Origin of the sequence: Bacillus sp. EKM420B (genome assembly GCF_011065565.1) — a bacterium.
Classification (GTDB): Bacteria; Bacillota; Bacilli; order Bacillales; family Bacillaceae; genus Bacillus; species Bacillus velezensis.
Genome location: NZ_JAAMNX010000002.1, coordinates 307,772 through 334,217, shown reverse-complemented (window position 1 = coordinate 334,217; position 26,446 = coordinate 307,772). Strand labels below are relative to the sequence as shown.

The window sequence follows — 26,446 nt, the reverse complement described above, 5'->3', positions numbered from 1 at the left end:
TTCGGTTTTGACGGCTTTTATCCTAAATCATAAGGAAGGTGTGCACGTAGCATGAGTGAACCAGCCCTGATATTAAAAGATGTCTCTAAAACCATCAATCATACCCCTATTGTACAGTCAATTTCATTCGATGTGAGAAAAGGTGAGATATTCGGCCTTTTAGGGCCTAACGGCTCAGGTAAAACCACTATTTTCAGAATGATCGTACAGCTTATTAAAAAAACAGAAGGAGCCATTTCATTCAGTGGCAGACCGGACAGCGACTTTGAATATTTTATGAGACATATCGGGGTTATCATTGAAGGCCCGGATATGTATCCGAACATGACCGCTTTGCAAAACCTAAATTATTTTACTAAACTGCGCAGCACCTCGCTGCGAACGGATGACCTTATGAATACCCTTGCAAAAGTCGGACTGGAGCAGGCTGCCCGCAAAAAAGTGAAACATTTCTCATTAGGCATGAAACAGCGCTTGGGGCTCGCTTATTCTCTTCTTCACAATCCCGGGTTATTAATTCTGGATGAACCGATGAACGGTCTCGATCCTAAAGGTATGAAAGAATTGCGCACCATTCTTTCCGATTTAGCGAAGCAAGGGGTTTCCATTTTATTATCAAGCCATTTATTGTCGGAAATGGAGGAGATTTGCGACAGGGTTGCCTACATTAAAAAGGGACGGATTTTAGGAATTGAAGACATGAAGAGCAGAAATGACCTTGGTCAGAAAAAGCTGTTTACCGTCACGGTCGATCATCCGGCAAGGGCGAAAGAAATATTAGAGCAGGACGGTATTCTTCAAGTACAGCAAAAAGACAGCCGCATCATTGAATTGGAAGCGGAGGAAGATACCATCCCGTATATCATTAAAACTTTGGCAGAGAAAGAGATTCTGATTTCCCGCGTTTCTGCAAGGACTTTGTCATTGGAAGAGAAATACATGATGATTACAGATCAGGAGGACGCGGTATGAGCATATTTCATCTGGCGCAGAACGAATTCATAAAAATAACCCGAAAAAAAGGCACACTTTTATCTCTTTTTTTCCTGTTTCTCATCGTTTTGCTGGCCGGCCTTATTATGAATCATGAGTTAGATGCTTCCTCGGATAACAATTGGAAAGAACGGCTTCTCGCCGAAAAAAAACAGGAAGAAATTAATAAACCGGCTGAAACGGCAGGCGTTTATTATTCTGCTGATGTTAAGAATAAAGACTATTATTTGGAGCATGACATCAACCCCTATGAATGGAACGGCTGGAGGTTTTTCGGCACGGTTACTTCAAACGGGCTTGAGATTTTCGTAAGCTTGACCGCGATTTTAACCGTCAGCGGGGTTGTTTCTAAAGAATTTGCCCTTGGGACGATTAAGTTTATCGCTACAAGCCCGAACCGAAGATGGCGGATTTTAACATCGAAATTTCTGGCCTCTCTTCTGTTTACCGGTATGATTTACTTATTTTACTGTGTGAGCTGTTTGCTGATCGGCGGCGTGTTATTCGGTTTTTCCAATGCTTCATATCCGCTCGTCTTTACTCATTTAAATGACAGTCTGTATACCATCAGTTCAATCAAAGCGTCCGGAATCATTCTGCTTTTGCGTTTCATATCAATTATAAGTATTGTCACCATTGCGTTCACTTTGTCAGTATTGTGCAAAAGCCAGGCGCTCTCCCTTTGCTTATCCATTTTACTGCTGTTTGCCGGCAGTATATTGGGCGGAACTGATTTGCTTGCCCAATTTACGTGGTATAAATTTACGCTCTTTCCGCATTTAAATCTCGTTGCTTATGTAAATAAAAATGCGGGTGATGCGATTTCAACGTTAAACATCCCCTATTCCGTGACAGTTATAGCGATCTACTTTCTTATTTGTTTATTGATTTCTTTTTCCGTCTTTCAAAAGAGAGACATTACAGCATAGACAGAGAGGCGGCGGCATAATGAGCGGACGGCAGGAAATACTGACGGTCCAGCAATTTGCCGCTGACCGCCCCTTGGTCCATCGCTAATGGATTCAAATAACCGAAGCTCCCGCTGCTTCGCTGCTGAAAGCGTAGAAATTCCCGCCCTTCCCGTATAAAAAGCGCCTCATCGAATCGGAGAAATTTCATAATGGCTGTGTATTTTGCAACGGCGTCAATGTGATACTTTCTGCACTCGGCTAACATTAAACCTGAAAAAGCAAAGTCTGATGTTTTATACCATTTTGTGAGAAAAGGCTGTAATTCTTTCATTTGCAAATAAGAGACGGCATAAAGAGCATCCGCCTGTTCTTTCTGGATGCCGCCCGGTGCCATGAGCAAATCGGCCTCACGTTTCATTGCGGTTTCTAAGAAAACGATCAGTTCTTCCGGGGTCACCGCCCCAAAATAAGCTGCTAACACCATGAGGATCATAGAGGAAGGCTCTGATTTCAGTTCCTCTTGTAAACCGCGGACCATTTGTTCAAGTCCGTTATGAAAAAAGATGCTTTTTGCGGCATCCATCCTGCGGTACACATGATACGCATACGCGAACAGGACCGGATGGCATTCGTGCGTTTTTTCCCAAAAATAACGGTCTAAGAATAGAATAATTTCTTCTGTATCCTTTCTTTTTTCAAAATGATGACATGCCGCTAAACCGCAAAACAGGTGCATGAGATCATCTGCTTCCATTTCTTCCGGCTGCAGCTGAATGTTCTTCCAAAAACCCAGCAGCCATTCTTCTGTTTTTTTTATATTAAAATGTTCCTTGACTATCCGCATGTTCCACACTCCAGATTCAGAATCTCAATCGCCGGCAGAAGAGCCGGAGCACAATGAATGGATGGATTCTCGTTATTTATATGATGAAGAGCCGCTTGACAGCCATAAAAAAATGGATCGATACACGATTGGATAAATAACATATCGCACAGCTGTTTCATTTTTCGGCTGCCGAGACAAAACACAAGCCATTTTTGAATGGAGGCCTTCAAGCCGGGATGAAGCAGGTGCTCTCCCTCATTCAAATGAAGAAGGCAGTACTCGACAAACTCCAGCTCGTTTTCAGCTGATCTTTTCCATGCGTCATGGAGCAAAGGCTGAAACATCGAATTCTTGTAAAAGCGCACTTTTTCATGGTCAGTTGACATTCCCAGCTCATTCAGTAAACCGACGAATTCGGCATATTTAAAATAAGGCCATTCTTTTTTTATAAGATAGCCGTTTTGCAATCCGTGACGTATGATCTGATCATCCGCTTCCATTCCCTGCTTCTTTTTATAAGCTTTTGCCGTTAAATAGATATGAATCAACTCATTGACAATGGCCGTGTTACAGTGAAACAGATCTTCCCAGCATGACTTATCAACGCAAGCGGAGGCAATCCTTTCAGTATGTTCTTTTACAGCGGAAGAATGGCTCGTCTTTCTGTAGTATTTGCAGAAGCCGGCAAACAGCTGAATGCTCTTTTGATCCGGTAGCGATTGTTCAGCAAAAGATAATAAAAATTGATCCGTCTCTTCAGCTAATCTGTTCAAGTTAATCGTTCCTTTCTGTTCTAAGACAGGCATGCGCGGCACCCGCGGCGACAAGTGTTGTATGATAGCAATGTTTAAACACATCTTCTCTTCGCTGTTCACCTTTCAAACCGGGTTTATGTTGATAGGTGATGCTCGGGACATTCCCCTCTTTCATTCGGCCCCGATAGATTTTATTCCAGGCTGCTTCATAGAGCGGTTTATGGTTGTCCTTATCCATGTCGATATGTAAAAAAGAGCTGCACATCAATAATTCACTGGTAATATCTAAATTCTCAAGACAGATATAGATCCCGAGAAATTTCAGGACCTTTTCTTTTAAGGACGGCAGATGATATTCTTTATCCGTAAGCGAAGAACATCCCATGTCTGTTATATAAAAAATCGTATGAGTGATGCTGTATGCATCATGATCCGTCATATATGTATTTGGGATATCCTGACCAGCTGCTGTATAGTGATATAAGTCAGAAAAATCCGTTATTTCCGAGGTTACGCCCGCTCTTTGCAGACTGTACTTCAGATCCATTTTCCGAAAGGGAATTTTAGCAAGGCTGCAATCAAAACGCGCTGCAGTGAATTTTTCCAGCTCCCATATCACCGAAGCCTGTGACGGATGATCAGTCAAGGTAAGAAATTCACCCGCAATAGCCAATCCGGCGAGACCGTCCGGATCAAAATGAATAAATTCTTCAAGCTGATCATTACGGAGCCTTTCTGTAATAAACTCCGTTAAAACAGCAACCTCCTTATCATCTGCCTGATTTCTGATCAGGTAATTGGTAAGAAAAATGAGTTCTATAAATGTTTTAAGACGCCATCTGAAATCATTCGCTACTTTATGATTCATATCAAAATAATGGATATTTTCAACAATCCACGATAGTGCTCCCCGCTTAATTTCTCTTATATACTCTTGTGTCACACTCTCACCGCCTCGTCTCAGATGCGTAGGCTCCAAACAGTGATTATCTTACTTTTGAGCGGCTAAATCAGAGAAATTCAAATTCGGGTTTTGATTGTCTTCTTGGCTCGGCACTACAAGCACCCAGCCGCTCCAAGCGAAAGAATTGCCTGATTGTTCCGCATCTCCGGCTAACAAATGTGTCGGGATCGTGATTCTTTTTTCTTCTTTTATTTTTTTAAAGTTCATATCTCCATCTCCTTCAGTTTATAGAATTATTTGGAACCTACATAAATATATTAATCAAATAAGGTATATAATGTAAACTAGTTTTGATATAACGATTCTTTTTCACTATAACTAAATAGTATATAATTACCAAAAACAAAAAAGCCCGGACTCAGTCCAAGCTTTCCTGCGTGCCGAACACCTTCTCATTCCGTTCCAGCATTCGGGTCAGATTTTTTTCAAATACCATTTCCTCTTCCGGCGATAATCCGGCTGCATACAGGCGTCCGCTGAGTTCCTTCAGTTCAGTCAAAAGCGCCAGCATTAAGTCCTGCACGGTAATGTCTGTTTGCAGCAATTCGCTTAATGAAGCCATCGTTTCGGGCCGGATATCGGGATATACGCCTTTTGTATCGTTGCTTTTGTCTTTTAAAGCGGCTTGATAGAAACGTCTGATCAGATCGGCGCGTTCGCTTCCGCTTTTATCGGCGCAGAGGTAAATCTGAACCGCGGTTCCGCCCCGCAGGCGTCTTTGTGAGATTCCCGCGAATTTTCGGCCGCCGATGCTGAGATCATAGCTGCCCGGACAGTACGATCCTTTAATTTCATATGCTTCAATTTCGGCATTGTGCGGACGCAGCATCCGCCGCACCAGCTCTGTCATCGCCTCGTAGCCTCTGTCAATGTCGATGCCTTTTTTCTCATCTTCAAAAATAAGCGAGATATTCAATACGCCTTCATCGAGAACGACCGCTAGGCCTCCTGAATTGCGGACAATGACACGGTAGCCTTCGTCCTCCAGCAATTTCACGCCGTCCTCTAAAAACGGCAGGCGTGTGTCCTGAATACCGAGCACGATCGTCCGGTGGTGCACCCAAGAGCGTGCCGTCGCAGGCGATTCCCCTTTGCCTACGGAGGCGCACAGCGTATCATCCATTGCGAATGACTGCTTCGCATCAAAATAAGGGCCGAGGCTGGATTGGTCAATGATTCTCCAGCTCGGCTGCATCAGTAAATCAATCGGTTGCTTTCCCATCTATATTAAATCCCTTTCGTCATAGGCTTTCCATGCATTTATTATATCACTCCGCTTGAGATGATTGAAATTGGCTTTTCAAAAGAGCGATGAAGATTTCTTTGTTTTTTGTGTTCTCCATAATGGAAGATTGGATGATAGACAGTTTCCGTTTTAAGGAGAATCCTTTTATCTCAAGCACGGAAATGCTGCCGTGAAGCAGATCCTTTTGCAGCACGCTTTTTGACAGAACGGAAAGACCCATTCCGCTGATCACGGCTTCCTTGACGCCCTGGTTGCTGCTGATCGTCATCATGGATTTCGGCCGCAGTCCGTTTGATTGAAGGACGTGGTCTAAATATTCCCTCGTTCCCGAACCCTTCTCCCTTGTCACCCACGCTTGATTTTGCAATTCGGCAGCCGGGATGTTTTTTCTGCCGGCGAGCGGGTGTCCGTTCGGTGCGGCAATGCACAATTCATCCTCCATAAACGGCTGAATGTCGAGCTCGTTTTTCCCCGTATGCCCTTCAATTAATCCGATATCGGCTTGAAGCATCCGAACCGCTTCGCTGACCTCCTCCGTGTTTCCGATCATGACGTCCAGGTTCAGTTCGGGATACTCGTTATGAAGCTTGGCGAGAAGCGGCGGCAGAATATATTCGCCGATGGTAAAGCTCGCGGCGATTTTGAGCTTCCCTTTGACATAATGATGGTGGGCGTAAATTTCGGATTTCGCCTGTTCGTACAAAAAGACCATCTGCTTGGCGCGCTGATAGAGAATGTCCCCCGTCGGCGTCGTCGTAAAGTGCTTCGGAGAGCGGTTCAGCAAAGCAGTTTGAAATTCTTTCTCCAGGTTTTTAATGTGAAGGCTGACGCTTGGCTGAGAAATCATCAGCTTCTGCGCCGCCTTTGTAAAGTTTTTTTCTTCCACGACGGCAATGAATGTTTTCAGTTCCCCATAATACAAAAAGCATCGCCCCTAATCATTATTTTTCCTAATCGTTTAGATCATATAAATATATTTTACTAATGATTAAGACCGCAGTAAAGTGGAGTTATCAAGATAATGGGAAGTGACTGAGATGAAGATGATAAAGGGTATTTCAGTTACCGCAGGAATTGCGTTTGCGGCTTTCTATGTCAGCCGCCTGCCGTTTTTGCATATGCTCGGAATGCTTGTCCTTGCCATGCTGATCGGCATGCTCTGGCGCGCCGTATTCGGACAGCGGGCGGCATTAGAGCCGGGGATCGCGTTCTCAAGCAAATACTTGCTGAAAGCAGGCATCATCCTGCTTGGCATGAGACTGAATCTGGCGGATATCTATCATGCGGGCTGGCACGTATTTGCAATTGCCGTCTGCTGTATGATGTTTGCGGGTGCCGTTGTATACGGACTGTCCCGGCTGTTCCGTATAGATCAGACACTCAGCACGCTGACAGCCTGCGGCACAGCGATCTGCGGGGCGGCTGCCATTGCCGCGATCGCGCCGCAGATCAGATCAAATGAAAATGCAGCCGCCATCAGCGCGGCCGCCGTTTCGTTATTAGGAACCGTTTTTACTGTTGTATATTCTCTTGCTTATCATGGATTGGGGTTTTCTCCTGCGGCTTACGGGGCCTTTTGCGGGGCAACGCTTCACGAAGTGGCGCATGCGGCGGCGGCCGGCAGCGCCGGAGGAAAAGCAGCCGTCGAGATGGCGGTGATCGTCAAACTGACCCGGGTCGCGCTGCTCGTCCCGGCCGCATTCATGCTCGGAATGCGGGCGCGCCGCAGCGGAAAGTCAAAGACGGCTTCTGCCGCTTCGCTCCCCATCCCTTGGTTTATCTTCGGATTTCTCGGAATGAGCGCCATCCATACATCAGGCGTTATTTCAGCTTCGTTTTCCGCGTTTCTTGTTCAAGTGTCTTATGTTTTAATCGGCATGGCGATGGCGGGTCTCGGTTTGAAAGTCCATATATCGGCGTTTCGTCATAGCGGCTGGCGGGCGCTCGCAGCAGGCTTGATCGGTTCTCTCTGTTTGTCCCTGTTCGGCTGGGCCGCAGTCACGTTCTTTCTATAAAAAAAGCCGGACCTCGTAAAGGCCGGCTTTTGCGGATTACAGCGCTTGAGCAGCCGTAATTAACGCAAGATTGTAGACGTCTTCCGCATTACATCCTCTGGAAAGATCGTTTACAGGCATATTCAATCCTTGCAGAATCGGTCCGACCGCTTCAAAGCCGCCTAAGCGCTGAGCGATTTTGTAGCCGATGTTTCCTGCTTCAAGGCTTGGGAATACAAATACATTCGCGTCTCCTTTAATGTCGGAGTCCGGCGCTTTTTTCTCCGCGACAGACGGCACAAATGCAGCGTCGAATTGGAATTCGCCGTCAAGCGTAAGCTCAGGCGCTTTTTCCTTCGCAATTTTCACGGCTTCAGCCACTTTGTCCGTCTCGTCTGATTTCGCCGATCCTTTTGTAGAGAAACTGAGCATGGCAACGCGCGGGTCAATGTCAAACATTTGAGCCGTATTGGCGCTTTCAATGGCGATTTCGGCAAGGTCCTGGCTGTCAGGAGCAATGTTGATCGCACAATCAGCGAACACATACTGCTCGTCACCGCGGGCCATGATGAAGACGCCTGATGTTTTTTTCACGCCTTCTTTTGTTTTAATGATTTGCAGTGCAGGGCGCACCGTATCGGCTGTAGAATGTGCAGCTCCGCTGACAAGTCCGTCTGCGAGACCTTTGTACACAAGCATCGTGCCGAAATAGTTTTCGTCCAGCAAAGCTTTGCGGGCCTGTTCTTCCGTCGCTTTGCCTTTGCGGCGTTCTACGAAAGCCTGAACGAGTTCTTCCATGCCTTCATATGTATGCGGGTCAAAAATGTCCACGCCGTCAAGCGTAAGATTTAATTCTTTCGCTTTTGCTTGAATGTCTTCTTTATTGCCGACCACGATCGGCTTTAATACCTTGTTGCCCGCCAAGTTGTTGACCGCAACCAGGATACGTTCGTCCAACCCTTCAGGAAATACGATTTTCACATCTTTTCCTGCGACTTTTTCTTGTACTTTTGTAAATAAATCTGCCACGATATTCCCTCCTCTATGTTGACAAAAAACGCTTACTTTTACAGCATACTCTTCTTCCAGCTAAATTCAAATAACCAACTTCTATTATAGCGCTTTCAAAAAGAAATCTTATTTTTCTAACTAATTTAATTGACGGTTTGTTTCACGGCTTAGTTTCTGACACAAGGCTTCGGATTATTCAAGGTTTCTCCACAGCCGAAACGGTTAAACTGTGATATAGTGAAGGCATCAATGTAATGAAAAGATATAGGAGTGAAGATACATGAGTGAGCAGCAAAAAACGAACGAAGCCGCCCAAACGCTTGACGGCTGGTACGCGCTTCACGATTTCCGCACAATGGACTGGACGTCATGGAAGATGTTATCCAGCGATGAGCGTCTGTCGATTATTCACGAATTTACGGGACTGCTTGAAAAATGGGGCGTCGCCCAAAAAGAAGGCAAAGGCTCGCAAACCATCTACAGCATCGTCGGACAGAAAGCTGATTTCATGCTGATGATTCTTCGCCCGACAATGGAAGAGCTGAACGAAATCGAGCTTGAATTTAACAAATCAAAGCTTGCTGAATTTACAATCCCGGCTTATTCTTACGTGTCCGTGGTTGAGCTGAGCAACTACCTGGCAAGCGGAGAAGGCGATCCGTATGAAAATCCGCATGTCCGCGCCCGCCTGTATCCTGAGCTGCCCGAAGCGAAATACGTCTGCTTCTATCCGATGGATAAAAGAAGAAGCGGCAATGACAACTGGTACATGCTTTCTATGGATGAACGCAGAAACCTGATGAGAAGCCACGGCTTGATCGGACGGAGCTATGCCGGCAAAGTCAAACAGATTATCACGGGATCTGTCGGTTTTGACGATTACGAATGGGGCGTCACGCTCTTCAGCGATGATGTGCTTCAGTTCAAAAAGCTTGTTTATGAAATGCGCTTTGATGAAGTCAGCGCGCGCTACGGCGAATTCGGTTCATTTTTTGTCGGAAACCGCTTGTCTCTCGACACGCTTCCGAAGTTTTTGCACGTGTAATAAGTTGTTAAAGCCTGATTTTTAAAATCAGGCTTTTTTCAAAAAACCATTGACAAAATATTGAATTAAACGTAAAGTGTACTTAACGTAAAGTTAACTTTACTTATCGGAGAATTGTGTATTGAAATGAGGTGAAATATGAGTGAAAAATCGGTTAAAAGAAATTAGACAGAGGCATTCTTATTCACAGGAAACGTTAGCCTTGAAACTAAAAGTATCCAGACAAACCATCATTTCAATTGAGAATGGGAAATATAATCCCTCCCTGCCCTTAGCTTTGAAAATAGCAAAGATTTTCAGGGAAAGTGTAGAGAATATATTTTTGTTAGAGGAGGAATAAAAATGAAGAAGAACTTTTTTTTAATATCTTTTGTTTTTTTCATTATCGTCTCGGGAGCTTTTATAGCACTATCAATATTTACGCAAACAAAATTACCTTCAATAACTTTTCCCATCTTAACTCTTTCCATAATAAGCTTTGTTCTATGGGCTACCTCCCCATCATTACCATTAAAAAGAGATGAACGAGGAAAATTTATAGTACAGAAGAGCTTAGCTTATACTTTTATACTAACCTTAATCTATCTTTTCATTTTCTTGACAATATTTTATTTTGATTTAATCAACCTAGACAAAGAGCAGATTTTACTTTTATTTTCCTCGTTAGTTATAAGTACAGCATTTATATCGATCCTCATTCTAAACAAGAAATACTAACAATTAATACTGAAAGTTAGTTAAATTAATTCTTTTTTGAAAGCTTTCACTATAATTCCAACTCGAGACCGTACATTTAACTTTTTACGTATTTTTGCTATATGATACTCGATAGCTCTTTGAGAATAACCTAATTGTTCAGCTATTTCTATATTCGATTTTTCTTTAGCTATTAGATCAATGATTTCACTCTCTGTTTTCGTTATATTGTACACCTTAGAAAACCCCTTTAAAACAAAATCTTTGGAACCATGCTAGCATACATTAGGCTCCTTATATTTATAATTAAAAAACGATTTACTGAGCCCAATATTCACTTGATTTTTATAAAAAATTAGCAGGGGATTGCCCTGCTAATTTTACAAATTTAGAATTTACTTTTACATCGTCCATAACAAACTCCTATTACAGAACCAGTTGCAACATCAGCTGCCAACAGACAAGCATAGCAACCAGCACCAGCAGTGCTAGCACAAGCAACGCCACATAGTGTGGCTAATGCAGCAATTGCCCACGAAGCAACTCCTTGTCCCGATAAACAAGAATTAAAGCAGTTCCACCATTGCTTAAACCCCTGAGAAGACATGCTTTTTGTTAAATCAACTTTTTCACCATTGTCTTTAATAACAAAACCTGATTCAACTTCTCCAGATTTATTAATTTCAGCATTATAAATGAGTTTTTTATTCTTAATCACCTTTGAAGCAACTTTCCCTGATTTCTCTCTTACACCAAATAAAGAGTAGTCTTCTATAATTTTACCATTTTCATTTAGTATAACGATAAAATTGCTATCTTTTTCGACGTTTTCTCCTTTTAAGGGATAATAAGCATAATAAAGCGTTTTAGTTCCATAATTCTCAACTTTCATCATATGTCTTTTACTGTTATCAAACTCTATGTTTTTGCTGTACTTCTTCATCAACGCCAGTTTTTCATCTTTTTTTCCCCAATCTTTAATCCGGTCATCAATTTTTAATGTTTCAGATTTGGATGCTCTACTTAATTTTTCATCTCCTGGCTCATAACCCGCTGATGCAAAATTAGGTAGTATACACGAAATTGCCAATAAAATTGATAAAGTCAACAGTAGGTAGTGCTTTGAATCCCAAATTTTTTTAATCATACGATCTCTCCTCTTCCTTTTTTTGTAATTATAATATAAAAAAATTGCGGTTAACCGAAAATATTTATATATTCAATATTTCCTTAAGATTAAGTACAAAGAACTTGGAATGAAAAACAAAACCTCTTTGAAAATCGTTGAATAACCAATAGTTTCTGCATTTCCATTACCAAAACAACCACAACCATACGGAAAATATCTACCAAAATTAGCCGTTAACAAAATGAGAAATATTGCGATTTTACACTTCATTTCAAAATAATATTCTATACTGATTAATGAAATTTTAGTTTTAACTAAGGTTAAGTTCGCTTATTTTTTTAAAAATAATAGCATTTTTCTGATCTTGTTGATTAACTGCAATTCCCTTGATATGACTTATCGATAGATTTCTAAACTCCTCAACACGTGTAACACTCCCCCGCCTGTCCGGCGGGTTTTTTCTTTGTCAGAATTTAAATAAAATTTGCTATTTTTATCATTTTTTTTTACGATGTAAAGGAGATTCCATTTTGGTAAAGGGGTGCAGACAGTTGTCAAAACGAACCGCATTTATTATGGGAGCCAGTCAGGGGATCGGCAAAGCGATCGCTCTGAAACTGGCGGACAATGGCTTTCATACCGTCATTAATTCACGAGTTCCCGAAAATATCGAATCCGTAAAAGAAGAGATCCTCGCCAAACATCCGGATGCGGGCGTCACCGTTCTGGCCGGGGATATGTCGGACCAGAAGACAAGAGCCGGCATTTTTGAAGAGATCAGATCACAATGCGGACGGCTTGATGTATTGATCAACAACATTCCGGGCGGCTCGCCGGATACCTTTGAAAACTGTGATATAGAGGATATGACAAATACCTTTACGAATAAAACGATCGCCTATATCGACTCTATGAAAACGGCCGCAGCAATCATGAAACAGCACGAATTCGGCAGAATCATTAATATCGTCGGAAACCTATGGAAAGAACCCGGCGCCAATATGTTTACCAACAGCATGATGAACGCCGCTTTAATTAATGCCAGCAAAAACATCGCCATTCAGCTTGCGCCTTTTCACATTACTGTCAACTGTCTGAATCCCGGATTTATCGCCACAGACCGTTATCACCAATTCGTGAAGAATGTCATGAAGCAAAACGGCATTTCTAAAGCGGAAGCGGAAGAACGGATTGCCTCAGGCGTCCCGATGAAGCGTGTCGGAACTGCGGAAGAAACCGCGGCGCTGGCTGCCTTTCTTGCCTCTGAAGAAGCCTCTTATATTACCGGGCAGCAAGTGTCAGCCGACGGCGGCAGCATGAAAAGCATATAATAAAAACATCCCGCTCTCAGCGGGATGTTTCTTGTAATGAAGGAAAGGACAAACCTAGCTTTTGAATCCGCAGCACGAATTCCCTTAAATCGCCCTGTTTTGCCACCATTGATATTCTGACATAACGCTTTCCGCCGCTGCCGAAAATCTCGCCGGGCGTCACGACAACATGGGCATGCTCCAGCAGATAGTCCGAAAACTGGTGTGAAGAATCGAATTCATTCGGAATTTCAGCCCAGACATAAAAAGTCCCTTTCGGTTTTTCAATGCTCCAGCCTAATTCCTTTTCACATAACGCCGTGAAAAAATCAATCCGTTCTTTATATGTGCGCTTCAGACGCTCCGTATGCTCAGGATTTCCTGACAGCGCCGCCGCTGCCGCCTGCTGAAGGCCGCCGAACATGCCGACGAAGACGTGATCCTGAAACTCATTGACCGCCTGAATGATTTTCTCATTCCCCACGGCAAATGCCATTCTCCAGCCTGCCATATTGAAGGTTTTCGAAAATGAATAAAGCTCCGCGCCGACCGTTTTCGCTTCTTTCGCCTGAAGAAAGCTGGCCGGGTTCTGATCAAATTCGAACGCGCCGTATGCAAAATCGTGAATAAGGTGGATGTCATGTTTTTTTGCAAACGCTGCCGCTTTTTCATAAAACGCCTGATCCGCAGTCGCGCCCGTCGGGTTATTCGGGTAATTCAAAAACATCAGCTTGGCTTTTTTCAGGATGGCGGGATCAATCCGCTCAAAATCCGGCAGGTAGCCGTTTTCAGGATGAAGCGGCATCTCATGCAACTCCGCTCTGGCCATTGTGATTCCCGATAAATACTCAGGGTAGCCGGGATTCGGGACTAAGGCGATATCGCCGGGGTTCAGCAGGCATTGCGTCAAAACGTACAAACCAGCTTTCCCTCCGCCGAACAGCGCGACTTCTGTCTCCGGATTGACCGATACCCCGTACTCTCTCTCATAAAATTCCGCGATGGCTTCTTTCAGAAACGGATAGCCTCTGAACGGGCCGTATCCGTGATACGAAGGATTCAGCGCAGCCTCCCGCAATGTTTCAACGATATGCGGCGGAGTGGGGAGATCGGGATTCCCCTGCCCGAGATTAATGATCTGGGCTCCTGTTTTCTCCATCTCTTTTACCTTTTGAAAAACGAGCGAAAATTCCTGTTTCGGAAGTGTCTTGATGACGTCGGACGGTATGATTTCCATCTGAAAGACTCCTTATAAATGGATTTGCTCTGATTCGTTATTCCGTTCTGAAAAGGATTTATTGACCAGTTTTGTATGCAAAAACAGCCCGCTGACCAAAAGGACGATAAACGCCATGATGACTGCCGCGTCTACAATGTTGATCAGCATGGAACCGGCGGCGATGCACAATCCGATGGACGCCTCCGCCACCGAAAAGATCCGGCCCTGAATCTGGTTCGCCGCGTTCTCCTGAACTTTGACCTTTGCCAGCACTTCACCGTATTCCATTGCGATAAAGAAAAGAATGGCGGCAATGACTGACACGGCGAAAATCGGGGTAAACAAAAACAGCGCAAGCGAGACGATCGATAACACTGTAAAATAAATCAGCCCTTTATTGTTGTTAAAGCCCCATTTGCTGACAAGAGCGGCGCCGATAAAGCCGCCGAAGCCGATACAGAACGTCAGGATGAAATTGCCGATTTCCCCGTCGCCTAAAAAGCGGCTGACAATCGGGAAATAGCTGTAGACGACACCCCACAAAAGCGCCATCGTAATCATCGTGAACATGGCGTTTAACACAAAAGCATTTGTTTTGATTTCCTTCAGGCCTTCTTTAAACGACTGAAAAGCTTCTCTTACGTTTTCTGACTGAATCGGCACGTATTGAAGCTTAATGCGGCTGATGAAAAACGCGGAGACAAGATAGGTCACCCCGTTAAACGCGACGGCAAGCTCCACAGAACCGCCTAACAGAAAAAGTCCGCCGGCTGCAGCGCCGACAATAATCGAAATCGTCGTGGCTTTTGCAAACAAAGTGTTGATATTTTTAATATCCGCTTCTAAAGACGACATGACCGCGAGACGTGCCGGGTTAAAGAACACGCCGCTTCCGTAAGAAATAAACAGCAGCGCCAGAAAAAGCAGCGGATATTCGCCTTTCGGGAGAAATGTCAGCCCCAAAAAGATGACACCTCTGATCACATCCGTCCACAGCATGATTTTCACCCTGTCGAGCCTGTCCACGAGCACGCCTAAAAACGGCTGAAACACCATCGGAATGCTGCGGACCGCGATGACGCCGGACGTCACCCAGTAGTCGTGATAGTATGTAGACAAAATGAGCAGGGCCGGGAGAACGCAATAGTCTCCCATAAACGAAAGCGCCTGCCCGAAAAGCAAATACTTCGAGTTCGGTTTCAGCTGTTTCATACCGGTAACGCATACTTTGCAGTCAGCTTCGCCTGCTGCTGAATTTGTTTGATTGATTCGGCCACGTCACCCGAATTGCTTCCTTTCAGCTCAAACGCCGCAATGCTGTTGAACGCTTCGAACAGCCGCAGATCCACGGATGTACCCGCCTCTGCCGCCGAGAAAGAAACGAGTTCGGTGTCTCCCTTTAAGACGCCGTCGGGAATGTCAATGCTTTCAATGACGAAATCGACAGCTGTCTCAGGCAGCTGGCCGTTCTCTTTGAAATGCTGAGGATACAAGTGGCAGTCGGCGACATAGCACGGCTCCTGCTCCAATAATCCATTCGGCAGATCGGCTTCTTTTCCGAAACAGAGAACATCCAATAACAGCTGCGCCATATCGACGCCGAAGACCTTTTTAATATTCGGAATCATGTTCCAGCCCGCAAATCGCGCCGCTGATTCAATCAATCCGGCTTCCCGGTTTTTCATTAATTTAATTTCTGTATGTGTCGCGCAGTTTTCGAGGCCGAGTCCTTCATTCGCCTTTTTGGCTGCTTCGACGATTTTCCGCTTCGCGTCATCATCCAGGATGGACGGCGTAATATGCGATGTCTCCGTGAATCCGATTTGCGGTGTTTTATCATGAATCGCAACAGGGAAGTATTCCCCGTCGGCCATGATGCCTTCTATGCTGATATAGTCGGAATAACCGCTTGTTTCGTACCAGTCGTCATACTCGCCCTGCAAAAATTCTTCCGCGATAAAAGGCGCTTCAAACGTGACCGCTTTCGGTACGTTAATCGACTTCAGGTATTCATGGACTCTGTTAAATTCGGCTTCTGCCGTTTCCCTCTCTTTGATGAGCGTCACGCCGATGGAGCTCGCCAGATATGTAGGCTTCAGAATGAGCGGCGTTCCGATTTCCTGAAGCGCGGCGCGGAAATCTTCCAGCGTCGTCACCCGTTTATTTTTGATAGACTTGACGCCGGCCCGGTTGAAGGCGGCTCTCATTTTGTTTTTATCTCTGGCATTTTCAGCGGCCTGTACGCCCGCTCCCCGCAGGCCGAGACGTTCACACGCTTTTGCCATCGGAGCAATAAACAGTTCATTGTTGGTCGTAATGGCGTCAACCGCGAACATGCCAGCCACCTTGACGATTTCTTCGACGACTTCTTCCTCAGGTTTGTCATGATCTTCATGAGCCCAGTAAATCGAATCGGGATGCTCAAAATCAGCCAGACTCTTAAAATAGTCTTTATCTTTAATGACCGCAATCGAGTATTTTTCAATTAATGCCGCATGAGAGGCTGTAATTGCAAAAGGTCTCGGAATAAAGCTGACGAGGTTGTATTTTTCGGCTGCGCTTTTGTAAAACATATGCGGCGGGCATCCCCCAAGGTCAGCGATAACCAATACTGTTTTTCTCTCCATATGTAAACACTCCTTCTCTATTGTGCGGTGTATCCACCGTCTGCGGTGATCGCGCTTCCGGTCATATAGCTTGATAAATCCGAAGCGAGAAACAGCATGACGTTCGCTATTTCTTCAGGCTTGCCGAGTCTCAGCAGCGGATTGACTTTCGCTTTTTCTTTTTTGATTTCTTCAAGCGTGCCTTCGTTGTTTTCAAGGAACGACTTTTCATTCAAAGGTGTGTCAATGATTCCCGGGCACACGCAATTGACGCGGATGTTGTGTTTGGCGTAATCGACGGCCATCGAACGCGTCAGCTGCAGTACGCCGCCTTTAGAGGCGTTATACGCGGGAATGTCGGGCCATGCGACGACTCCTCCGACGGAGCACGTGTTAATAATATTGCCCTTGCCGCTTTTGAGCATATACTTGAGCGCGTGCTTGCTCATAAGAAACATGCCCGTCAGATTGACGTTGAGCACCTTCTCCCAATCGCTCAGCTCCATCTCATGAATCGGGGCGACAATTTCGATGCCGGCGTTATTGATTAACACATCCAATCCGCCGAACTTGTCAACCGCTGACCGGATGGCGTTTTGACATGCCGGTTCATCTGTAATATCCGTCCGGACAAAATGCAGCCTGTCATTGTTTTCTTTCCGGATCATCGCTTCTCCCTGCGCCTCATCAATATCCGCGACGATCACATTCGCCTCTTGATTCAGAAACGCCTGAACCGCGGCATAACCGATGCCTGATGCGCCCCCTGTGATGAGGACGGTTTTATCCGTCAGGTTCATGACTCTTTCGCCTCTAATTTTTTCGCTTTTGCTCTGTTATAGCGCGGAGGGAAAAAGATATTGACTGATTTTGAATCTTTTTCAAATCTGTTGATGGCGCCGTGATCTTCTCTCGGATCGCAGAAATAAGCTGTACCGAATGTCATATCCACTTTGCAGCCTTCAATGGTCATATCATAGCCGCCGCCGATGCAGATGCCGATCTGTTCATTGCGGTGTTTATGGAACGGCATTTCTCCTCCGTTGCCCGGAATGTTGGCAAGCATGATTTCCACCCAGTCTTCCACGAAGAACGTGACTTCCATCCCAGGCAATAAGTCTCTTGTTTTAAAAATATTCAAAAAATAATCTTCAGGGCTTGTATAGGTTTCACCGGCTTTCAGGCGTTTAATATCAATGGCGATCACTTCTTGATCCGTCTCGTTTCTTGCGCCGTGAGGCACGTTAGGAGGCGCGATATAGGCTGATTCCAGCGCTGTCATCTTTCTTGTGACATCTCCGACAGTCATGGACAGCTCGCCGGAAACGACAAGGCCGATTTGGACTTCCTTATGCTGATGCGGTTCCACGTTTGTATGCGGCGGAACGTAAGAAAGCAGAACTTCCGTATCGCCTCTGACGGACGAATATTGTCTTACTCCGTTATCCCATTCTATTAATTTAGGCGTCGGGAAATAAAGTTCCTGCAAATCTTGTTCAGTTTTCATCATGAATCTCTCCTTTTCCGAATAATGACCAGCTCATGGGAATGCTTTTAAATGTTTTGACAAAGTGAAGGCCGTACTTTTGTCTGGCCAGCTCATTTGTCAGCGCGATGTCGGACAAACCGTCCTTCACTCTTTTCGCGGCTGCGCTCGTTGAGTTCACCAGATCAAACGTGACATCTTTACGGGTAAAATACTTAATCAAATTGATAGGAGACGGGTGGGATACGATGACAGTCTTATCAAGCATGTCATCCGTATATTCAAAACCGGGCCGGACAGCCAGGCCGTACATCGGGGTGTCGCACCTGAAAATTTGCAGAAGCTGCAGATCCGGTCTCATGTAGAAGTGCTTAATGCCGTCATACGCGTGAGGCACAATTGTGTATTCCAGCGGACTTTGAAGCGTTTTTTCAATGCACGATTCAAATGTATCATGCAGTGATAATTTGCTGTTCACCCCTTGGAGAAGGGTAAAATTGGTGATGAAGTTTTTTGCTGCGTACTCACTGCTTGTCCCTTCAGGACCGAGCGTGTTGATCGTAATCAGTTTAGATATTGAATAAGCCTTGCTTTTTGTTTGAATGCTATTATCCAATATAATCATGAGCACCAACCAATCTGTTAAATTTTAAGTAAATATTATCCATAGACGTTCAAGCTGTCAATATTATTTGAAAATATTGATAATTATTCCTATATATTAGAAAACACCTTATGATATAAGGTGTTAAAAATTAACATTTACAAAATTATAGAAACTTTATTTTACCGATACAATGATTGGTCGGTCTTATGCTCATATTTTCCATACCTTCTGTATGCGAAAACGCTGAGGACAAGGCCGATGAGGGTGACGGCCGCACAGATAAATCCGACAGCTGCATATCCGTATCCGACATAGACCGGACCCATGACAGCAGAACCCAAGGTGACGGCCAAATTGGACGCCAGACTGTAAAATGCCATGATTTTGCCCCGGCGGCTCTGTGAGCAATCACTTAAAATAGTGCTGAGCAAGGTCACCGTCAGGCTTTGCATCAATCCCCAGACGAATAACCCGATGACCAAAAACGGCATTGATGACGGCGCATAGGCGAGACAGGAAAGCCATATGCTGATCACGGCCAATGCCGCGATCAAAGAGCGCATTTTCCCCGCCTTATCTGCGATTTTTCCGGTGAACACGCTCATGGAAAAACCGATTCCGTACACCATGATCAGCAGCCCTGAAGCTGTATTCCCCCCCGGCAGCACGCGGTGAAGATATGTGCCGAGAAAGGAATACATGCCGTAAAAACCGATCATGTTGCAAAAAGTGATCGTGAGGTATACAGGGACACGGGGCACCTTCAGCGCATCCCGGAAAGTGCCTGCCTGCCGTCCGTTTTCCTCTTCTGTTTTATTCCCATCCGCCGTGCTGCGGCGCGCCTCAATGAAAATGAGCGAAGCAACGAGGACAGACATCAGGGCGAAAATCCAAAACGTCCACCGCCAATTCAAAACGCCGCCGATAAAAGAGCCGATCGGAACACCGAAAATTAAAGCGAGCGACCAGCTTGACACGATCAGACCCATCACCTTGCCGCGGTACGCGTAAGGCACACGGTCGCCGACCACCGCATATGCTGTCGGCACAAACGCACCCGCCGCAAGCCCGGAAAGCGCCCTGCCCACAAAGAAGAAAAAGAGATTGTGCGCCAGCGCGCAAATCACCGTGCCGGCCGTAAATATAAGCAGTCCCGCCAGCAGACTGAGTTCCCGGGAATATTTATCTCCCAGCGGAACGAGAAGCGGCGCCCCGATAAAAATCATCACTCCGTAAATACTGATGGAAAGCGCCAGCACACTGACATCCGAACTGAAAGCCCGCGCTAAATCCGGAAGCAGCGGAGAAATCACCAGCTCTTCAGAACCCGCGGCAAATACGCCTAATGTCAAAGCAAGCGCGAGACAGACCGGAAATCGGCGTTTCGTTTCGATGTGATCGGTTTGTTTGCTGTTCATGCTCTTTGAACACCTCTTCCGTAAAACTTTTCTACCTTTTGTTGTTTTATAGTTTAGCATCCTTATATTTCATTTTACATTTCACATGAAAACTAATTCTGATTTTTTATTTACATTCAGATTTTAAATAAAATATTTAGTTTGTATTCAACAAATGATATAAAATACGCCGTCCGCTTATGCTATAGTGATAGAATCATTTGTTAAGGTGGGGGGTTATGAAATGAATAACGCTGATTCAAAGGCCGCCCGCGCAGGCCTCGGCATGGTACTGATTCTCGGGACGCTCGCTTCATTCGGGCCGCTTTCGCTCGATATGTATCTGCCCGCTTTGCCTGAGGTGGCGGCCGATCTTCACACGACAGCGTCACTTGCGCAGCTGAGCCTGACGTTTTGTCTTTTGGGGCTGGCGGTCGGGCAGATCGTTGTCGGGCCGCTCAGTGATATGATCGGGCGCCGGAAGCCGCTGATTCTGTCATTGCTGCTTTATACGCTGTCTTCTTTATTATGCGCCTTCAGCCCTTCTGTTTCGTTTTTAATTGTCATGAGGTTTATTCAAGGATTCACCGGGGCGGCCGGAATCGTCATCGCACGGGCTTCCGCACGCGATATGTATTCCGGAAAAGAATTGACGGCTTTTTTCTCATTACTGATGCTCGTCAATGGGGCGGCGCCGATTTTAGCGCCGATTACAGGGGGATTTATCCTTCAGTTCGCCGGCTGGAAAATCGTATTTATCGTGCTGGCGGTGATCGGCTGTATCATTTCTGCCGCCGTGCTTACGGCGTTGCCTGAATCACTCCCGCCGGAAAAGCGGACAAGCGGCGGACTCCGGGAGACGCTGATGACGTTTCGCGGCCTGCTTGGCGACCGGATGTTTATGGGATTTGCGCTCAGCCAGGCATTTGTGATGACCGGCATGTTCGCATATATTGCCGGGTCGCCGTTTGTACTGCAAAACATCTACGGCGTATCGGCGCAAATGTTCAGCCTGCTGTTCGCCGTAAACGGTGCGGGAATCATATGCGCCACCCAAATCACCGGACGGATGGCCAAAACACATGATGAACGGAAGCTGTTTGTCTCCGGTCTGATGATTGCCGTCATCGGGAGCATCGCTTTGCTTTTATCACTTGCGTTTGGTTTAGGCCTGACGGCGGTCTGCATTTCTTTATTCATCATTGTTTCTTCTGTCGGGATCGTCACAACAACGGGGTTTTCTTTGGCTATGCAGAAACAGGAGAAAGGCGCGGGAAGCGCTGCGGCTCTTCTCGGACTCCTGCCCTTTATCGGCGGTGCGGCTGCCGCTCCCCTTGTCGGTATTGCCGGAGAAGAAAATGCCTGGCCGATGGCCGTCAGCATTTTCGGTTTTCAGTTCTGTGCCGTTCTATCCTATGTTCTGTCGGCCAAACGAAACACAAAGTAAAGCCCGCCGCTTTAAGCGAAGGGCTTTTTTTCTTATCCGGCAGCGCCTTTTTCCGAAGAAGCCGGCTCACGCTTCAGGCGTTTTTTGATACCGAAGTGATAATACGCGTAACAGATGATCATCAGCGGGACGCCGCAGTACAGACCGATACGCTGGTCGGGGATAAAGATGAGACTGATTAAGATAAGACCGTAAACCGAAAATCCGAGAATCGGCACCAGCGGATAAAGAGGCGTTTTAAATGCCAGGTCCTTCAGATTTCCTCCTTCAGCGAGAAAGCGTCTCCGGAAAACGAATTGTGAAGCGCAGATTGACATCCACGCGACGACGGTAATCATACCGGAGATGGAAATGAGCCACACATACACCGTTTCAGCCGCGACTACACTTGTCAGCAGGGATAAACCGGAGATGGCGATGGTGATGGAAAGAGCTTTCAGAGGCACGCCTTTTTTCGTCAGTTTCGTTAAGGAAGCGGGGCCCATCTTAGTTTTTGATAGGGACCACATCATTCTGGACGAAGCGTACAGCCCGGAATTCGCCACCGACAGCATGGCGGTCAGAATGACAAAGTTCATGATATCAGCCGCATAAGGAACGCCGATTTTATCCAGCACAGCCACAAACGGGCTTTCGATGACGCCTGCCGTTTCGTACGGCAAAATGGACACGAGAACAAACATCGCCAGCACGAAGAAAAACAGCGTCCGCCATATGACGTTTCGGATCGAGCGGGGAAGCGTCTTTTCCGGATTTTCGCTTTCTCCCGAGGCGATTCCGACCAGTTCGGTACCCTGGAATGAAAAATTCACCATGACAAGGGTAAACAGCACGGCTTGGGCACCGTTCGGGAAAAGCCCTTTGTCCGTCGTAAAGTTTGACAGATACGGAGCCGTCTGCCCGCCGTTAAAACCGACAAAGCCGAATACCGCAGCGCAGCCGAGAATAATAAACAATACAATGGCCATGACCTTAATGCTGGAAAACCAAAATTCCATCTCCGCAAAACTCCGCGCAGACAGCGCGTTAATGGAAAAAATGACGACGCCGAATACCAGGCACCACACCCAAATCGGAACGGCCGGAAACCATCGCTGCATTAAAATCCCCGCCGACGTCAGCTCAAGCCCCACTGTATTGGCCCAGCTGAATGCGTACATCCATCCGATCGTAAATCCCGTCGACGGCCCGAGAAACTTTGCGGCATACGCCTGAAATGATCCTGCGACCGGCATGGCAACCGCGAGCTCCCCCAAACAAAGCATCACCAGATACATTAAAAATCCGCCGATCACATAAGCCAATATCGCGCCGACCGGTCCCGCTTCACTGATCGTAAAACCGGAGCCCAGAAAAAGCCCTGTCCCGATCACGCCGCCGAGGGCGATCATAAACAAATGCCGGCCCTTCATCGTGCGCTGCAATTCATTTTGATTGGTATCTCCCTGCATATACATCCCCCTTATTCCGTTATGTCAGCCATTTGTGCGTATGTCTAATCGGCAGCTGTGCAAAAGATGCATTGTCGTCTGCTGAATGAGTTCCGGCAGCACATGGAATGTGTACGGTTTGTACACGCGTTCCGTCCATTTATGGCCGTCCTTTCCGTATACCCCTATATTGACCGACGGAATATTCAATTCCCTGATTTCTTTAAAAGGAATCGTCCCGATGACATCCCAGCCCGGAAAATTATCGGTAAAGGCGGAGACCTCCTCGTCTGTTTCATGCAGCGATAAAAAGCTTCCGTCCGCTAAATAAGGGAAAAACTTTTTAAAGACGAATGTTTCTCCGGTTGATGCCGCTGTTTTATCGACCGCTTCTTGAATGACATGCTGCAAAAGCCGGTCCCGTGTGCTTTCTTCCTTCAGATAATTGTGCGGAAGATAAGGCGGCGCATAGAAAATAATGACTTTAGCTCCCTGCTCAGGATCGAGTTTTTGCAATTCTTCGACGGCTTTAAAACATCTCATCCGCAGTTCAAGATGTTCATATGTTTTAAATGCCTGCCTGATACACTGTGCAGGGTCTATCCCGCGGCTTCTCAGCCTTTTCAGGTAATCTTCCAGACTGTACACTTGAACGTTCCATGACATCTCTTTTTTCGGCAGGCTCGTTCTCTCACAGTATTCGTCGTAATAATCAGATAATTTTTGTTCTGTCTCTTTGCAGGCTTCGTCAGCCACGGCGGTCAGCTGATCCATGACTTCTTTGGCGGTTTTCTCGTAAATAAAATAATTAAAATAGACATAGCTGCTGACGGCGGTCTGCACGTTATACGCTTCCTTATTGTCACGCTGGTAGAGGCAGGTCGGCGGAAGCACAAGCTCCCCTTCAATGTTTTCCGCCATATGAATATTGTTGTGAATTCTTCTGGTGATTTCTGACGCGATCAAATTCGGATCGATGCCGGACAGCGTATCTCCGACATGCACCTCCCGCCCGTAAATCGCAAAGCAAGGCAAAAGCTTCCCTGCCGCACCCGTGTATATGTACCTTGTCGTGTCACCCTCATACAGCGGCGTGATGAAGTCATTGTTAATCGCTGCTAAATAACGAAGCTGCTTTTCTTGTTTCAGCCGTTTTAATTCAGAAATGCTGGTTAAAATGCCGGAATGCTGGCTTTCTTCATCCGGGTTTGCCATGAACAGAATATGGCCCGGCAGCTGATCGCGCCGTTCAGAAAAGTGAAGCAGATTGGCGAGATGAACGGCAATACCGCTCTGCATATCAACCGAACCCCTTCCGAACATCCACTCGCCTGAGCGGGCGTCCCGCTGCACATCCCGATCAAATTCATAGTTTGAGAAATATTCCGCGAGACGGTCGGAATCAAAAGCGATATCTTTTAAAGGGCCGAAATCCTCGATGCCGACCGTATCAAGATGAGCGTGATAAATGACCGTATTCAGGCTTTCGCCGTTTCCCTCAATAAATGCGAAAATATTTTTGCGGCCGTAAGGGTCCTCAGGAATCGCCTGCTCCCACACATGTGACGGATTCTCCTGAAAGTAGGGAAAGCTCTTGATCATATCTTTGATATAGTCGGCTTTTTTTCCTTCTCCCAATGTGCCGTTGATGCTGTTTAACGCCACCAGTGATTTCGTAATGGCTTCTATTTTCTCCTCCGGAAGCATTTTGCTGAGCTGCTGATACATATTCCATCCTCCTTACCCTCATATAGAGAAAATAGCGCGACTCTTTTTTCATCGCGCTATTTCCGAAAGATTAATAGGCTTCAGACGTTGTTTTTGCCTGCATATGAAGAATCAGATAGTCAGGTCCTCCGGCTTTCGAATCGGTTCCTGACATATTGAAGCCGCCGAACGGCTGGTATCCGACAATCGCTCCCGTACAGCCGCGGTTGAAGTATAGATTTCCGACGTGAAAATCTTCGCGGGCGCGTTCAATGTGCGCGCGGGTTTTCGATAACAGAGCGCCCGTCAGTCCGTAATCGGTATTATTGGCAATCTCAAGCATATGGTCGAAATCACGGGCTTTTGAGATCGCGACGACAGGCCCGAAAATTTCCTCCTGCATCAGGCGGGCGTTTTCATCAACATCCGCAAAAATGGTCGGCTGAATAAAGTATCCTTTTGAATCATCACCTTCGCCTCCCGTCAGGAGTTTTCCTTCTGTTTTGCCGATTTCGATATAACTCATGACTTTATTATAAGATGCTTCGTGGATGACTGGCCCCATGTATGTATCAAAATCTTCCGGACTTCCGACGGTGAGTGATTTTGTTAAAGCGACGGCTTTTTCAACAACTTCATCATAGACGTCCTGATGAATGACCGCACGCGAACCGGCTGAACATTTTTGGCCTGAGAATCCGAAGGCGGAATACACGATTGAGGAAGCGGCAAGATCAAGATCAGCATCTCTGTCTACAAGCACCGTATCTTTCCCTCCCATTTCGGCAATGACCCGTTTCAGCCACTTTTGGCCCGGCTGTACTTTTGCGGCGCGTTCATAGATGCGGCATCCGACCGCGCGGGAGCCTGTAAACGACACAAATCTCGTCTTCGGATGCTCTACCAGATAGTCGCCGATTTCTCCTCCGTCGCCCGGTATGAATTGGAGCACGCCGTCCGGCAGACCCGCTTCTTTCATTACTTCAACGAATTTCGCCGCCACGACAGGCGCCGCATCCGCCGGTTTCAGAAGTATCGTGTTGCCTGTTACGATGGCTGCCGCCGCCGTTCCCACCATGATCGCAAGCGGGAAGTTGAATGGAGAAATGACGATTCCCACCCCAAGCGGCTCATAGTGATACTGATTATATTCTCCGTCACGGCTCTTTACAGGAGAACCGTCTTTCAGTTTCAGCATCTGACGGGCGTAATACTCTAAAAAGTCGATCGCTTCCGCCGTATCCGCATCCGCTTCCTTCCACGGTTTTCCCGCTTCTTTCACCAGGTACGCGGAGAATTCGTGCTTTCTTCTGCGGATGATCGCCGCCGCTTTAAACAGCACATTCGCGCGGTGTTCCGGCCGTACTTTTTTCCATGTTTGAAATGCCTGCAGCGCAGCCTGCATGGCCTTTTCCGCAAGTTCTTTTCCGGCTGCCGATACAGAACCGATCACTTCTTTTTTATCTGCCGGATTGACGGAAATGATCTTTTTATCCGTTTCAATCGCTTCACCGTTGATGATAAGCGGATAATGCTTGCCGAGCTGTGAATTCACATAAGCCAGCGCTTCCTGAAACGATTGTTTATTTGTCTCTTCCTGAAAATTTGTAAATGGTTCGTGTGCGTATGAAACTGTCATTAGAATTCCTCCCCGTATTTTGTAATGT

The 26,446-nt window shown here is 46.2% G+C and carries 26 protein-coding genes; 7 read left to right on the top strand and 19 right to left on the bottom strand.

The genetic code is table 11. The features are described from left to right. The first annotated feature begins 51 nt into the window (after positions 1–51). Together G9F48_RS06630 and G9F48_RS06625 are read left to right on the top strand one after the other, a co-directional pair. The gene (locus tag G9F48_RS06630; protein WP_165409250.1) at positions 52–972 is read left to right on the top strand and encodes an ATP-binding cassette domain-containing protein; all 921 of its coding nucleotides are present in this window, start codon (positions 52–54) and stop codon (positions 970–972) included. Continuing rightward, positions 969–1,922: an ABC transporter permease gene (locus G9F48_RS06625; protein ID WP_165409249.1), complete on the top strand. Its 954-nt coding sequence runs from the start codon at positions 969–971 to the stop codon at positions 1,920–1,922. Before G9F48_RS06630 ends, G9F48_RS06625 begins: the two co-directional genes overlap by 4 nt. On the opposite strand, the gene G9F48_RS06620 is transcribed toward G9F48_RS06625, so the two are convergent. The 6 genes from G9F48_RS06620 to G9F48_RS06595 form a co-directional block, all read right to left on the bottom strand. Beyond that, positions 1,912–2,748, bottom strand: coding sequence for a hypothetical protein (locus tag G9F48_RS06620; RefSeq protein WP_077722999.1), 837 nt, complete (start codon positions 2,746–2,748; stop codon positions 1,912–1,914). The genes G9F48_RS06625 and G9F48_RS06620 overlap by 11 nt on opposite strands. After that, complete coding sequence (locus G9F48_RS06615) at positions 2,739–3,536, bottom strand: hypothetical protein (protein ID WP_165409248.1); 798 nt, start codon at positions 3,534–3,536, stop codon at positions 2,739–2,741. The genes G9F48_RS06620 and G9F48_RS06615 overlap by 10 nt, the downstream gene beginning before the upstream one ends. Further along, entirely contained in the window at positions 3,505–4,428 is a 924-nt protein-coding gene (locus G9F48_RS06610; protein WP_025853619.1) for a DUF6895 family protein, read from the bottom strand. The genes G9F48_RS06615 and G9F48_RS06610 overlap by 32 nt, the downstream gene beginning before the upstream one ends. Before the next feature lie 48 nt (positions 4,429–4,476). After that, positions 4,477–4,656: a hypothetical protein gene (locus G9F48_RS06605; RefSeq protein WP_003151018.1), complete on the bottom strand. Its 180-nt coding sequence runs from the start codon at positions 4,654–4,656 to the stop codon at positions 4,477–4,479. 151 nt (positions 4,657–4,807) lie between these two features. Further along, positions 4,808–5,671 (bottom strand): lipoate--protein ligase family protein, encoded by an 864-nt coding sequence (locus G9F48_RS06600; RefSeq protein ID WP_025853620.1) that lies wholly within the window; start codon positions 5,669–5,671, stop codon positions 4,808–4,810. Positions 5,672–5,717: 46 nt separating this feature from the next. After that, entirely contained in the window at positions 5,718–6,617 is a 900-nt protein-coding gene (locus G9F48_RS06595) for a LysR family transcriptional regulator (RefSeq protein ID WP_007407666.1), read from the bottom strand. 115 nt (positions 6,618–6,732) lie between these two features. Here G9F48_RS06595 and G9F48_RS06590 point away from each other — a divergent pair, with 115 nt between their 5' ends. Then, positions 6,733–7,710, top strand: coding sequence for a YeiH family protein (locus tag G9F48_RS06590; RefSeq protein WP_015387551.1), 978 nt, complete (start codon positions 6,733–6,735; stop codon positions 7,708–7,710). Positions 7,711–7,746: 36 nt separating this feature from the next. Here the strand turns inward: G9F48_RS06590 and pta are convergent, their stop codons facing one another. Then, entirely contained in the window at positions 7,747–8,718 is a 972-nt protein-coding gene (gene pta / locus G9F48_RS06585; RefSeq protein ID WP_003151012.1) for a phosphate acetyltransferase, read from the bottom strand. 262 nt (positions 8,719–8,980) lie between these two features. Between pta and hemQ the strand changes: the two genes are divergently transcribed. Both hemQ and G9F48_RS06575 read left to right on the top strand, forming a co-directional pair. Then, a complete protein-coding gene (gene hemQ / locus G9F48_RS06580; protein ID WP_003151011.1) occupies positions 8,981–9,745 on the top strand; it encodes a hydrogen peroxide-dependent heme synthase in 765 nt (254 codons plus the stop codon). A 142-nt stretch (positions 9,746–9,887) separates the two neighbouring features. Then, complete coding sequence (locus G9F48_RS06575) at positions 9,888–10,085, top strand: helix-turn-helix transcriptional regulator (protein WP_101562525.1); 198 nt, start codon at positions 9,888–9,890, stop codon at positions 10,083–10,085. A 397-nt stretch (positions 10,086–10,482) separates the two neighbouring features. Here G9F48_RS06575 and G9F48_RS06570 read toward each other — a convergent pair whose 3' ends face one another. Next, positions 10,483–10,677, bottom strand: a complete 195-nt coding sequence (locus tag G9F48_RS06570) for a response regulator transcription factor (protein ID WP_101562527.1) — start codon at positions 10,675–10,677, stop codon at positions 10,483–10,485. 152 nt (positions 10,678–10,829) lie between these two features. After that, positions 10,830–11,588, bottom strand: a complete 759-nt coding sequence (locus tag G9F48_RS06565; protein ID WP_165409247.1) for a hypothetical protein — start codon at positions 11,586–11,588, stop codon at positions 10,830–10,832. A gap of 533 nt (positions 11,589–12,121) precedes the next feature. On the opposite strand from G9F48_RS06565, the gene G9F48_RS06560 reads away from it, so the two are divergent. Continuing rightward, complete coding sequence (locus G9F48_RS06560) at positions 12,122–12,901, top strand: SDR family oxidoreductase (RefSeq protein WP_007407669.1); 780 nt, start codon at positions 12,122–12,124, stop codon at positions 12,899–12,901. Between the two features lie 16 nt (positions 12,902–12,917). On the opposite strand, the gene G9F48_RS06555 is transcribed toward G9F48_RS06560, so the two are convergent. From G9F48_RS06555 to G9F48_RS06525, 7 genes are all read right to left on the bottom strand, one after another. After that, on the bottom strand, positions 12,918–14,117 hold the full coding sequence (locus G9F48_RS06555; RefSeq protein ID WP_165409246.1) for a pyridoxal phosphate-dependent aminotransferase: 1,200 nt from the start codon (positions 14,115–14,117) through the stop codon (positions 12,918–12,920). A 12-nt stretch (positions 14,118–14,129) separates the two neighbouring features. Next, on the bottom strand, positions 14,130–15,311 hold the full coding sequence (locus G9F48_RS06550) for an MFS transporter (RefSeq protein WP_165409245.1): 1,182 nt from the start codon (positions 15,309–15,311) through the stop codon (positions 14,130–14,132). Then, positions 15,308–16,726, bottom strand: a complete 1,419-nt coding sequence (locus G9F48_RS06545) for an ATP-grasp domain-containing protein (protein WP_165409244.1) — start codon at positions 16,724–16,726, stop codon at positions 15,308–15,310. The genes G9F48_RS06550 and G9F48_RS06545 overlap by 4 nt, the downstream gene beginning before the upstream one ends. A gap of 17 nt (positions 16,727–16,743) precedes the next feature. Further along, positions 16,744–17,505 (bottom strand): dihydroanticapsin 7-dehydrogenase, encoded by a 762-nt coding sequence (gene bacC, locus G9F48_RS06540; protein ID WP_165409243.1) that lies wholly within the window; start codon positions 17,503–17,505, stop codon positions 16,744–16,746. Beyond that, positions 17,502–18,212, bottom strand: a complete 711-nt coding sequence (locus G9F48_RS06535; RefSeq protein ID WP_003151000.1) for a cupin domain-containing protein — start codon at positions 18,210–18,212, stop codon at positions 17,502–17,504. The genes bacC and G9F48_RS06535 overlap by 4 nt, the downstream gene beginning before the upstream one ends. After that, the gene (locus G9F48_RS06530; protein ID WP_003150997.1) at positions 18,202–18,816 is read right to left on the bottom strand and encodes a bacilysin biosynthesis protein BacA; all 615 of its coding nucleotides are present in this window, start codon (positions 18,814–18,816) and stop codon (positions 18,202–18,204) included. Before G9F48_RS06530 ends, G9F48_RS06535 begins: the two co-directional genes overlap by 11 nt. A gap of 161 nt (positions 18,817–18,977) precedes the next feature. After that, complete coding sequence (locus G9F48_RS06525; protein WP_165409242.1) at positions 18,978–20,216, bottom strand: MFS transporter; 1,239 nt, start codon at positions 20,214–20,216, stop codon at positions 18,978–18,980. A 223-nt stretch (positions 20,217–20,439) separates the two neighbouring features. On the opposite strand from G9F48_RS06525, the gene G9F48_RS06520 reads away from it, so the two are divergent. Then, a complete protein-coding gene (locus tag G9F48_RS06520) occupies positions 20,440–21,642 on the top strand; it encodes a multidrug effflux MFS transporter (RefSeq protein ID WP_094247411.1) in 1,203 nt (400 codons plus the stop codon). Positions 21,643–21,674: 32 nt separating this feature from the next. On the opposite strand, the gene G9F48_RS06515 is transcribed toward G9F48_RS06520, so the two are convergent. From G9F48_RS06515 to pruA, 3 genes are all read right to left on the bottom strand, one after another. Continuing rightward, complete coding sequence (locus G9F48_RS06515) at positions 21,675–23,093, bottom strand: amino acid permease (RefSeq protein ID WP_165409241.1); 1,419 nt, start codon at positions 23,091–23,093, stop codon at positions 21,675–21,677. Positions 23,094–23,117: 24 nt separating this feature from the next. Then, entirely contained in the window at positions 23,118–24,800 is a 1,683-nt protein-coding gene (locus G9F48_RS06510) for a M20 family metallopeptidase (protein WP_165409240.1), read from the bottom strand. Between the two features lie 70 nt (positions 24,801–24,870). Beyond that, entirely contained in the window at positions 24,871–26,418 is a 1,548-nt protein-coding gene (gene pruA / locus G9F48_RS06505) for an L-glutamate gamma-semialdehyde dehydrogenase (protein ID WP_165409239.1), read from the bottom strand. Positions 26,419–26,446: the final 28 nt, after the last annotated feature.

Coding starts and splice junctions, on each gene's coding strand:
- G9F48_RS06630 (WP_165409250.1), top strand. CDS start 52: ATGAGTGAACCAGCCCTGATATTAAAAGATGTCTCTAAAACCATCAAT.
- G9F48_RS06625 (WP_165409249.1), top strand. CDS start 969: ATGAGCATATTTCATCTGGCGCAGAACGAATTCATAAAAATAACCCGA.
- G9F48_RS06620 (WP_077722999.1), bottom strand. CDS start 2,748: ATGCGGATAGTCAAGGAACATTTTAATATAAAAAAAACAGAAGAATGG.
- G9F48_RS06615 (WP_165409248.1), bottom strand. CDS start 3,536: ATGCCTGTCTTAGAACAGAAAGGAACGATTAACTTGAACAGATTAGCT.
- G9F48_RS06605 (WP_003151018.1), bottom strand. CDS start 4,656: ATGAACTTTAAAAAAATAAAAGAAGAAAAAAGAATCACGATCCCGACA.
- G9F48_RS06600 (WP_025853620.1), bottom strand. CDS start 5,671: ATGGGAAAGCAACCGATTGATTTACTGATGCAGCCGAGCTGGAGAATC.
- G9F48_RS06590 (WP_015387551.1), top strand. CDS start 6,733: ATGAAGATGATAAAGGGTATTTCAGTTACCGCAGGAATTGCGTTTGCG.
- hemQ (WP_003151011.1), top strand. CDS start 8,981: ATGAGTGAGCAGCAAAAAACGAACGAAGCCGCCCAAACGCTTGACGGC.
- G9F48_RS06565 (WP_165409247.1), bottom strand. CDS start 11,588: ATGATTAAAAAAATTTGGGATTCAAAGCACTACCTACTGTTGACTTTA.
- G9F48_RS06555 (WP_165409246.1), bottom strand. CDS start 14,117: ATGGAAATCATACCGTCCGACGTCATCAAGACACTTCCGAAACAGGAA.
- G9F48_RS06550 (WP_165409245.1), bottom strand. CDS start 15,311: ATGAAACAGCTGAAACCGAACTCGAAGTATTTGCTTTTCGGGCAGGCG.
- G9F48_RS06545 (WP_165409244.1), bottom strand. CDS start 16,726: ATGGAGAGAAAAACAGTATTGGTTATCGCTGACCTTGGGGGATGCCCG.
- bacC (WP_165409243.1), bottom strand. CDS start 17,505: ATGAACCTGACGGATAAAACCGTCCTCATCACAGGGGGCGCATCAGGC.
- G9F48_RS06535 (WP_003151000.1), bottom strand. CDS start 18,212: ATGAAAACTGAACAAGATTTGCAGGAACTTTATTTCCCGACGCCTAAA.
- G9F48_RS06530 (WP_003150997.1), bottom strand. CDS start 18,816: ATGATTATATTGGATAATAGCATTCAAACAAAAAGCAAGGCTTATTCA.
- G9F48_RS06525 (WP_165409242.1), bottom strand. CDS start 20,216: ATGAACAGCAAACAAACCGATCACATCGAAACGAAACGCCGATTTCCG.
- G9F48_RS06520 (WP_094247411.1), top strand. CDS start 20,440: ATGAATAACGCTGATTCAAAGGCCGCCCGCGCAGGCCTCGGCATGGTA.
- G9F48_RS06515 (WP_165409241.1), bottom strand. CDS start 23,093: ATGCAGGGAGATACCAATCAAAATGAATTGCAGCGCACGATGAAGGGC.
- G9F48_RS06510 (WP_165409240.1), bottom strand. CDS start 24,800: ATGTATCAGCAGCTCAGCAAAATGCTTCCGGAGGAGAAAATAGAAGCC.
- pruA (WP_165409239.1), bottom strand. CDS start 26,418: ATGACAGTTTCATACGCACACGAACCATTTACAAATTTTCAGGAAGAG.